This is a genomic window from Pseudomonas sp. BAV 4579, from assembly GCF_009765395.1.
Taxonomy (GTDB): Bacteria; Pseudomonadota; Gammaproteobacteria; order Pseudomonadales; family Pseudomonadaceae; genus Chryseomonas; species Chryseomonas aestiva.
Map to the genome: position 1 here is coordinate 1 of NZ_WHOV01000160.1, position 8,762 is coordinate 8,762.

The following is an 8,762-nucleotide window of genomic DNA, read 5'->3' on the forward strand; positions in this document are numbered from 1 at the left end:
ACCTTGCCAAGGTCGGGGTCGCGAGTTCGAGTCTCGTTTCCCGCTCCAAATACACAAAAACACCGCCTCAGGGCGGTGTTTTTGTGTGCGTGTCTTTCCGACCCGCCAGACGCCCGGCACCTGGCCGGGCGCGAGCCGGTCACTGGGGTGTATAGATCTGGTCGAAAACCCCGCCATCGGCGAAGTGGGTCTTCTGGATACCACTCCAGGCACCGAATTCCTTCTGGGCATCGATCAGTTCGAGCTTGGGAAAGCGATCAGCGTACTGCGCCAGGATCTGGGCATTGCGCGGGCGCAGGAAGTTGTCCGCGGCGATCTTCTGGCCTTCGTCGGACCAGAGATACCTGAGGTAGTCCTCGGCCTCGGCGCGGGTGCCCTTCTTGTCGACGACACTGTCGACCACGCTCACCGGCGGCTCGGCCTGCACCGAGATGCTCGGATAGACCACCTCGAAGCCACCGCGACCGAATTCCCGCGCGATCATCTCGGCTTCGTTCTCGAAGGTCACCAGGACATCGCCCTGCTGGTTCTTCATGAAGGTGGTGGTGGCGGCGCGACCGCCGGTGTCCAGGATGGGTACGTGCTTGAACAGCTCGGCGACGAAGCCGCGGGCCTTCTGCTCGTCGCCACCAGGTTGGCGTAGGGCATAGGTCCAGGCGGAAAGATAGGTGTAGCGACCATTCCCGGAGGTCTTGGGATTGGGCACGATCACCTGGACGCCATCCTTGAGCAGATCGGACCAGTCATGGATGCCCTTGGGGTTGCCCTGGCGGACGATGAGTACCGTGGCCGAGGTGAAGGGCGCGCTGCGATCGGGCAGGCGGCTTTCCCAGTCCTTGGGCACCAGGCCGCGATCGGCCAGGGCCTGGATGTCGGTCGCCTGGTTCATGGTGATGACGTCGGCCTGCAGCCCGTCGATGACCGCGCGCGCCTGCTTGCTGGAGCCGCCGTGGGACATCTGGATTACCGGCGTTTCGCCGTGCTCGGCTTTCCAGTGTGCCTGGAAGGCCGGATTGTAGTCCTTGTAGAAGTCACGCATCACGTCGTAGGAGACGTTGAGCAGCGGCGGGGCAGCCAGGATCTGGGTGCTGGCCGCCAGGGCGGCGGCCAGCAGGGTGAGGCGAAGGATCTGCATGGGGGCATCCTGCGAGTGGGGGTGCAGGACTATAGCCTGTCGTCCCGACAGCGTGCAGAACGCCTGGAAATAAGCTCATGCGCGGCGACGGCAGTCGTGGTCGCCGGTGGTAGACTTTCACCCTTTCGCCTGCGGTTGGCACGGCGCGGTGGACAAGGGCTCCTGATATGCGGTTGAGGTCGATCAAGCTGGCGGGATTCAAATCCTTCGTCGATCCGACGACGGTGAATTTCCCGAGCAACATGGCAGCGGTGGTCGGCCCCAACGGTTGCGGCAAGTCGAACATCATCGACGCCGTGCGCTGGGTGATGGGCGAGAGTTCGGCCAAGAATCTGCGCGGCGAGTCGATGACCGACGTCATCTTCAACGGCTCCAACAGCCGCAAGCCGGTGTCCCAGGCCTCCATCGAACTGATCTTCGACAACTCCGACCACACCCTGGTGGGGGAGTACGCGAGCTACGCGGAAATCTCCATTCGCCGGCGGGTGACCCGCGAAGGCCAGAACACCTATTTCCTCAACGGCACCAAGTGCCGTCGGCGCGACATCACCGACATCTTCCTCGGTACCGGCCTCGGCCCGCGCAGCTATTCGATCATTGAGCAGGGAATGATCTCCAAGCTGATCGAGGCGCGTCCGGAGGATCTGCGGCACTACATCGAGGAAGCCGCCGGCATCTCCAAGTACAAGGAGCGGCGGCGCGAGACCGAGAATCGCATCCGCCGCACCCAGGAGAATCTCGCCCGACTGACCGATCTGCGCGAAGAGCTGGAGCGTCAGCTGGAGCGGCTGCACCGTCAGGCACAGTCGGCCGAGCGCTTTCAGGCGTTCAGGCAGGAGGAGCGGCAACTCAAGGCGCAGTTGCAGGCGGTGCGCTGGCGCGAACTGGATGGCCGCGTCGAGCAGCGCGAAAAGGTGATCCGCGACCAGGAGACCGCGCTCGAGGCCCTAACCGCCGAGCAGCGTCAGGCGGACGCCGGCATCGAGCGGCTGCGCGATGGTCATCACGAGCTGAGCGAAGCCTTCAACCTGGTGCAGGGTCGCTTCTACTCCCTGGGCGGTGACATCGCCCGTCTGGAGCAGACCATCCAGCATGGTCAGCAGCGCCAGCGGCAGTTGCAGGACGATCTGCGCGAAGCCGAACAGGCCCGCAGCGAGGCCGAATCCCACCTGGAGCATGACCGGGTGCTGCTCGCCACCTTCGAAGAAGAGCTGGCGATGCTCGAACCCGAGGAAGAGGCGGCCCGTGAGCTGGGCGAGGAGGGCGGTGCCGCGCTGGAAGAGGCGGAGCTGGCGCTGGCGGACTGGCAGCAGCGCTGGGAGGCGCTCAGTGCGGCGAGCGTCGAGCCGCAGCGGGAGGCGGACGTGCAGCAGGCGCGTATCCGCTCGCTGGAGCAGAGTCTGGAGCGCGGCACGGAGCGTCGGCGTCGACTGCGCGACGAGCGCACCCTGCTGGGCGAGGACGGTCCGTCCGAGCGCCTGGTCATGCTGGAAGAGCAGATCGCCGAAGACGAGTTGCTGCTGGAAGGCCTGGCCGAGCAGGAATTGCAGGTTGCCGAGGGCCTGCAGCGGCTGCGGGAAGAATTGCGGGGGCTGGCGGGGGAGCAGAGTCAGCGTCAGGGCGAATTGCAGCGGCTGGAAGGTCGCATCGCCTCGCTGGAGGCCCTGCAGCAGGCGGCCCTCGCTCCCGCAACCGGGGTAGCCCAGTGGCTCGAAGCCGAAGGGCTCGACCAGGCGCCGCAGCTGGCAGACGAGGTGCAGGTCACCCCCGGTTGGGAACTAGCCGTGGAAACCGTGCTGGGTAGCGATCTGCAGGCGGTCTGCCTGGATGATCTGGCGTCCCTGCGGCTCGACACCTTCGCCAGTGGCGCCCTGAACCTGGCGCTGCCCGGTCCGGTAGCGGTGGCGGTGGGCAGCCTGCTGGAGCAGGTGCAGGCACCGCGCGACCTGTCGCCCTGGCTGGGTCAGGTGCTGATCGCGAACAGTTACGACGAGGCGCTGGCGCGGCGGGCGGCCCTGGCCCCGGGGCAGAGTCTGATCACGCCGGAAGGCTACTGGGTCTCCCGGCATTTCCTGCGCGTGCGGCGTGCCCAGGCGGCCGAAGGCAGTGTCCTGGCCCGCGGACGCGAACTGGAGGAACTGCAGGCGCGGCGCCTGGAACTGAGCGCGGCGCTCGCGTTACAGGAAGAGCGGCTGGAGGATCGTCGCGCGGCCCAGCAGCGCCTGGAAGGCGAGCGTGAAGAGGCGCGGCGGCGCCAGCAGCAGGAGCAGCAGCGGCTGGCCGAGTCGCGCGCCCAGCTGTCCGCACAACAGGCAAGGGCCGAACAGTTGAGCATCCGTCGCCGGCAGCTGGAGGCCGAGCTCAGGGATGTCGAGCAGCAACTGGCGCATGAGCAGGAGGAGTTGGGCGAATGCCGGTTGCGCCTGCAGGACGCCCTGGATGCCATGGCCGTGGATACCGAGCAGCGCGCGCTATTGCAGGAACAGCGCGATCGTCATCGGCAGGCGGTGGAAGCGGCGCGCCAGCGCCAGCGCCAGGCCCAGGAACAACTGCATCAGCTGACGGTGCGGCTGACCACCCTGAGAGCCCAGCGTCAGTCGACCCTCCAGGCGCTGGAGCGGCTGGAGTTGCAGACCGCACGCCTCGGCGAGCGCTGCGAGCAGCTCAATCTCAACCTGGAGGAAGGCGGCGAGCCCCTCGACGAATTACGCCTGCGCCTGGAGGAGTTGCTGGAGCGACGTCTGCAGGTGGACGAGGAAATGCGCACGGCGCGGCTGGCGCTGGAGGATGCCGATCGGGAGTTGCGTGATTTCGAGCGGCGGCGGCTGCAGGCGGAACAGCAGGCGACGCTGCTGCGTGGCCAGCTGGAGCAGCATCGCCTGGAGTGGCAGGGCCTGGCGACCCGGCGCAGTGGCTTCGCCGAGCAGCTGGCGGCCGACGGCTACGACCTGCCGACGGTGATCGCGACCCTGCCCGCGGAGGCCAGCGAAGCCGTCTGGAAAGAGCAGCTGGAGGCGGTTGCGGCGCGTATCGCCCGGCTCGGGCCGATCAACCTTGCGGCCATCGACGAATATCAGCAGCAGGCCGAGCGCAAGACCTATCTGGATGCCCAGAACGCCGATCTGGTGGAGGCACTGGAGACCCTGGAAAGCGTCATTCGCAAGATCGATCGGGAAACCCGCAATCGTTTCAAGGACACCTTCGACCAGATCAATCATGGCCTACAGGCCCTGTTCCCAAAAGTTTTCGGGGGTGGCAGTGCCTACCTGGAACTTACTGGGGAAGATTTACTCGATACCGGGGTTGCGATCATGGCGCGGCCGCCGGGCAAGAAGAACAGCACCATTCATTTGTTGTCGGGTGGCGAAAAGGCCCTGACGGCGCTGGCACTGGTCTTTGCCATCTTCCAGTTGAATCCGGCGCCGTTCTGCATGCTCGATGAAGTGGATGCACCCCTAGATGACGCCAACGTCGGCCGTTATGCCCGACTGGTCAAGAGCATGTCGGAGAAGGTGCAGTTCATTTACATCACGCACAACAAGATCGCCATGGAGATGGCCGATCAGTTGTTGGGGGTGACCATGCACGAACCGGGCTGTTCTCGGCTGGTGGCGGTGGATGTGGAAGAGGCGGTGGCCATGGTCGATGCCTAGTACCCCACAGCCTCGCGGCTAGGCGGTGTAAAGTTGGCAACAGTCGTGCTAGCTTATGGCCGCGCTAGCGGTAAGTGGAAAAAGCTAAGAATAACACTGACTTGGCGTAGGTTTCGGAGGTTTTGGAAAGACCTCGCAAGCGTCGACTTTCCAAAGTTTCCCGACGGGTGTCGGTCCATTATTTTCACAGGGGTATGTCTTTTTCATGGATATGGGTCTGCGCGAGTGGCTGATCATCATCGGCGTCATCGTCATCGCCGGTATTCTGTTCGATGGTTGGCGTCGCATGAGCGGCAAGGGCAAGCTCAAGTTCAAACTTGACCAGTCGCTGAACAGCCATCCGGAACACGAGGATGAGGAGCCGGAAATCGTTGGCCCGACACGGGTGATAGAGCCCAGGGAGCCCTCCCTGGATGATCCGGGCGAGCCGACACCACCGCGCTCCACCCAGCGCAAGCGCCGCGATGAACGCCGCGAAGAACCCAGTGCCGACAGCTTCGACCTGTCCGCCAGCGACGAAAGCCTGGCAGGCCTGGCCGTCGATTCCGATGAAGTCGCCACCCGTGGTCGCGACAAGCCGCGCAAGGACAAGCCCCTGAGCAGCAAGGCGCCCGAGCGCGAGCCGGTCAGCGAGCCCGTCGGCACGGGCAACAGCCAGGCGGCCATGGCGCCGGTGGACGAGGTGCTGGTGATCAACGTCATCTCCCGTGACGAGAAGGGTTTTTCCGGTCCGGCGCTGTTGCAGAGCATCCTGGAAAGCGGACTGCGCTTCGGCGACATGGATATCTTCCATCGTCACGAAAGCATGTCGGGCAATGGCGAGGTGCTGTTCTCCATGGCCAATGCCGTGCGTCCGGGCACCTTCGACCTGGATGCCATCGACGACTTCCATACCCCGGCGGTGAGCTTCTTCCTGGGTCTGCCCGGTCCGCGCCATCCCAAGCAGGCCTTCGACCTGATGGTGGCAGCGGCGCGCAAGCTGTCGTCCGAGCTCAATGGCGAGCTGAAGGACGAGCAGCGCAGCGTCATGACCGCCCAGACCATCGAGCACTATCGCCAGCGCATCGTCGATTTCGAACGCAAGAGCCTGATGCTCAAGCGCTGATCGCGCCGGAGCGAACCAAGAGCAGCCTCGGCTGCTCTTTTTGTTCGTAAATTTTGCCGCGGCGCCCCGGGTGCCGCCAGGGCCACCCCTGGGTGGCGACAGTGAGAGACCGCCATGACCGACGCCCAAGATGCCGTCAGCCGGATCGCCGCCCTGCGCAGCGAGATCGACGCCCACAACTACCGCTACTACGTGCTGGACGAGCCGAGCGTGCCCGATGCCGAGTACGACCGGCTGTTCGGCGAACTCAAGGCGCTGGAGGCCGAGCATCCCGAGCTGGTGACACCCGACTCGCCCACCCAGAGGGTGAGCGGCTCGGCCCTGGCCGCCTTTGGCACCATTCGCCATGAAGTACCCATGCTCAGCCTGGGCAATGCCTTCGCCGACGAGAACCTGCAGGATTTTGATCGCAGCGTGGGCAAGCGCCTGCGTGAGGAATTTGGCGAGATCGACTTCGCGGGACCGGATTCCGCTGTCGAGTACACCTGCGAGCCCAAGCTCGATGGGCTGGCGGTCAGTCTGCTGTACGAGAACGGTCTGTTGACCCGCGGCGCCACCCGCGGCGACGGTACCACCGGCGAAGACATCACCAGCAATGTGCGCACCATCCGCAACGTCCCGCTGCGCCTGCAGGGCGAAGGGTGGCCGGCAGTGCTGGAGGTGCGCGGCGAGGTGTTCATGTCCCGCGCCGGTTTCGAGACGCTCAATGCCCGGGCCATGGAGAGCGGCGGCAAGACCTTTGCCAATCCGCGCAATGCCGCGGCCGGCAGTCTGCGCCAGCTGGATTCGCGGATCACCGCCCAGCGGCCGCTGGAGTTCTGCTGCTACGGTTTCGGACGGGTCGAGGGCGGGGCGCTGCCGGACACCCAGTACGACATTCTCCAGCAGCTCCGGGCGTGGGGCATTCCCATCAGCCGCGAACTGCGCAAGGTGCAGGGCGCGGAAGGTTGTCGCGCCTACTACCAGGACATAGGCCAGCGCCGCGATGCCCTGGCCTACGAGATCGATGGCGTGGTCTACAAGGTCAATCGACTCGACTGGCAGGGCGAGCTGGGTTTTCGCGCGCGCGAGCCGCGCTGGGCCCTGGCGCACAAGTTTCCCGCCCGGGAAGAGCTCACCGAATTGCTCAATGTCGAATTCCAGGTGGGGCGTACCGGTGCCATCACCCCCGTGGCCCGACTCAGACCGGTGCAGGTGGCAGGCGTCACCGTGACCAACGCCACCCTGCACAACATGGATGAGATCGCCCGGCTAGGCGTGATGATCGGCGACAGCGTGATCGTGCGCCGCGCCGGCGATGTCATCCCGCAGATCATGCAGGTGGTGCCGGAGCGGCGACCGACGGATGCCCGGCCGGTGGCGATCCCCACCCAGTGCCCGGTGTGCGGTTCGGCGGTGGAGCGCACCCAGCTGATCAAGCGCGGCAAGGGCAGGGAGTCGGTCAGCGAAGGCGTGGTCTATCGCTGTGTCGGCCGCCTGGCCTGCCAGGCGCAACTCAAGCAGGCGATCATTCACTTCGCCTCGCGACGCGCCATGGACATCGACGGCCTCGGCGATCGCATCGTCGAGCAACTGGTGGATCGCGACCTGGTGAAGTCGCCGGCCGATCTGTACACCCTGACCTACGAGCAGGTGGTCGCGCTGGAAGGCTTCGCCGAGGTGTCCAGTCGCAATCTGCTGGCGGCCATCGAAGCCAGCCGCCAGCCGGCGCTGGCCCGCTTCATCTTCGCCCTGGGCATCCCGGAGGTGGGCGAAGAGACCGCCAAGCGCCTGGCACGCGCCCTGGGCAGTCTGCAGCGCATTCGCGAGGCGCTGCCGGAGGTGCTGGCCTATCTGCCGGACATCGGACCGGAGGTGGCCTTCGAGATCCACAACTTCTTCCAGTCCGCGCACAACCGCGAGGTCCTGGAGGCGCTGCTGGCCAACGGCATCGCGCTGGCGGACGAGGGTGAGGTGCACGCCGAATTCTCCGGCTATGCCGCCTTCGCCGACTTCCTCGACCAGTTGCACATTCCCTCTCTGGGCAAGACCGGCGCCAAGACCCTGGCCGCCGCCTTTCCCAGCCTGGCGGCCCTGATCGAGGGCTCGCAGGACTGGCTGACCTTCAAGACCCTCGCCGGTCTCAACGAGCGAGCCAAGCAGGGGCTGCGCGAGTACTTCGCCGAAGCGGACAACGTCGCCCGGGCGCTGGCTATCGAGGCCCAGCTCAAGGCCTTCGGCATGCACTGGGAAAGCACCCGGCAGGCCGTGCAGGGCCTGCCGTTCGCCGGCCAGACCTGGGTGCTCACCGGAACGCTGGAGGCCATGAGCCGCGACGAGGCCAAGGAACGCCTGGAGGGCCTGGGCGCCAAGGTCTCGGGTTCGGTCTCGGCCAAGACCGCCGTGGTGGTCGCCGGTCCGGGGGCGGGGTCCAAGCTGACCAAGGCGAACGAGCTGGGGATCAAGGTGCTGGACGAGGACGCCTTCCTGCAGATCCTCGAAGCCCAGGGCGTTCGCTAGCCAGAGGAGCAGGCTCCGGTCGTGCGGACAATACCTGCGGCCGAGACGGCGGAGGTTCACTGGATCTGCTACGGGCGGTCCGATCCTGGCGCCACCTTGCCGGATACCCTGGCCTGGCTGTCGTGGGTACGAGGTCGTAGGCCTTGGATCTGGAATAGGACAGTGTTGCCGTTCCGGATAGCACCCGTTGCCCCTTGGCGAACCTAAGTCCTTGTATGGCTTGCAACTTCGCCCCAATCGCGTAGAATGACGCACCTCACCTCAGGGTGAGGCGTTATGGTGGCTCTGTCGGTCCCCCCGCAACGATCAACCGTGAACCCGGTCAGGCCCGGAAGGGAGCAGCCGCAGCGGTGATGTCGTGTGCCGGGGT

General features: G+C 65.6%; 4 protein-coding genes and 1 other RNA gene. 4 read left to right on the top strand and 1 reads right to left on the bottom strand.

The genetic code is table 11. From position 1 onward, the window contains the following. Positions 1 to 139: 139 nt before the first annotated feature. Positions 140 to 1,135 carry a sulfate ABC transporter substrate-binding protein gene (locus GSQ95_RS23310; RefSeq protein WP_158896928.1) on the bottom strand — a complete coding sequence of 332 codons (996 nt, stop codon included), beginning with the start codon at positions 1,133 to 1,135 and terminating at the stop codon, positions 140 to 142. Positions 1,136 to 1,302: 167 nt separating this feature from the next. Between GSQ95_RS23310 and smc the strand changes: the two genes are divergently transcribed. From smc to ffs, 4 genes are all read left to right on the top strand, one after another. Beyond that, complete coding sequence (gene smc, locus GSQ95_RS23315) at positions 1,303 to 4,788, top strand: chromosome segregation protein SMC (protein ID WP_158896927.1); 3,486 nt, start codon at positions 1,303 to 1,305, stop codon at positions 4,786 to 4,788. Positions 4,789 to 4,993: 205 nt separating this feature from the next. Continuing rightward, positions 4,994 to 5,893, top strand: a complete 900-nt coding sequence (zipA, locus tag GSQ95_RS23320; protein ID WP_158896926.1) for a cell division protein ZipA — start codon at positions 4,994 to 4,996, stop codon at positions 5,891 to 5,893. A gap of 114 nt (positions 5,894 to 6,007) precedes the next feature. Further along, complete coding sequence (gene ligA / locus GSQ95_RS23325) at positions 6,008 to 8,392, top strand: NAD-dependent DNA ligase LigA (protein ID WP_158896925.1); 2,385 nt, start codon at positions 6,008 to 6,010, stop codon at positions 8,390 to 8,392. 286 nt (positions 8,393 to 8,678) lie between these two features. Next, an RNA gene (gene ffs, locus GSQ95_RS23330) (signal recognition particle sRNA small type) lies at positions 8,679 to 8,762 on the top strand; the annotation flags it as partial.

Coding starts and splice junctions, on each gene's coding strand:
- ligA (WP_158896925.1), top strand. CDS start 6,008: ATGACCGACGCCCAAGATGCCGTCAGCCGGATCGCCGCCCTGCGCAGC.
- GSQ95_RS23310 (WP_158896928.1), bottom strand. CDS start 1,135: ATGCAGATCCTTCGCCTCACCCTGCTGGCCGCCGCCCTGGCGGCCAGC.
- zipA (WP_158896926.1), top strand. CDS start 4,994: ATGGATATGGGTCTGCGCGAGTGGCTGATCATCATCGGCGTCATCGTC.
- smc (WP_158896927.1), top strand. CDS start 1,303: ATGCGGTTGAGGTCGATCAAGCTGGCGGGATTCAAATCCTTCGTCGAT.